The sequence below is a fragment of the uncultured Kordia sp. genome (genome assembly GCF_947496985.1).
In the GTDB taxonomy this organism is placed as follows: Bacteria; Bacteroidota; Bacteroidia; order Flavobacteriales; family Flavobacteriaceae; genus Kordia.
On the sequence record NZ_CANMEZ010000028.1, the window covers coordinates 1 to 936 of the forward strand.

General features: G+C 36.9%; 1 protein-coding gene. It reads left to right on the forward strand.

The window, feature by feature from the left end; translation table 11 throughout:
• A partial coding sequence (locus Q0828_RS24360; protein ID WP_298427970.1) for a condensation domain-containing protein occupies positions 1–936 on the forward strand: 936 nt, incomplete at both ends.

Here is a 936-nt window from a genome sequence, read left to right on the forward strand (position 1 = left end):
GTTTATTCATGGGAATTCATCACTTAGCAATTGATGGAGTTTCTTGGCGAATCTTCTTAGAAGATTTTACAAGAACCATCGAAAATCTTCAAGCAGGAATACCAGTGACTTTACCAGAAAAAGCGACTTCGTATCGTCAATGGACAGAAGCATTAGAAGCCTACGCAAGTTCATCCGCTTTAGAAGGAGAATATAGGTATTGGAAAAAAGTGATAAAGAACTTCAAACCATTACCTGTCGATACTGAATATGCTGAAACGATTTCATATGAAGACACCAATACATATAATGTAAGTTTAGATGCAACGGCAACAGAATCACTCTTAAAAGACATTCATGGTGCATACGGAACAGAAATCAATGATGTATTGCTAAGCGCATTATCAATAGCATTACATGGTTGGGTTGATTCAGACAAAGTAGTCATAGGCTTAGAAGGTCATGGACGAGAAGAGCTTTTTGACGGAATCGACATCAATCGAACACTTGGTTGGTTTACAACAGTATATCCAGTGAGTTTAGACATTGCACCAAAAGAAGAAGTAGGAACGCTAATAGCAGACACCAAAGATATGCTCAGAGCAATTCCAGACAAAGGAATTGGCTACAGTGTACTTAGATATTTAGGCAAAGCGGAAGTACAAGAAACCTTAAACGTAGATTATCAAGAAATCATTTTCAATTACTTAGGAAGTTTTGACAACAGTGTTTCGAAAGCAGAAAAAAGCTTAGTTGGTTTTGCAGGCGAATCGGCAGGCGAATCAATAAGTAAAACAAACAAGAATCCACATCGAATAGCGATCAACAGTATAGTTACAAACAATACGTTACAACTAGATTGGAGCTATGATAGCAAACGTTATCACAAAGAAACGATACAAACAATTGCAGACAACTACATTGCTGCACTACAACATATTATATCACATTGTAATG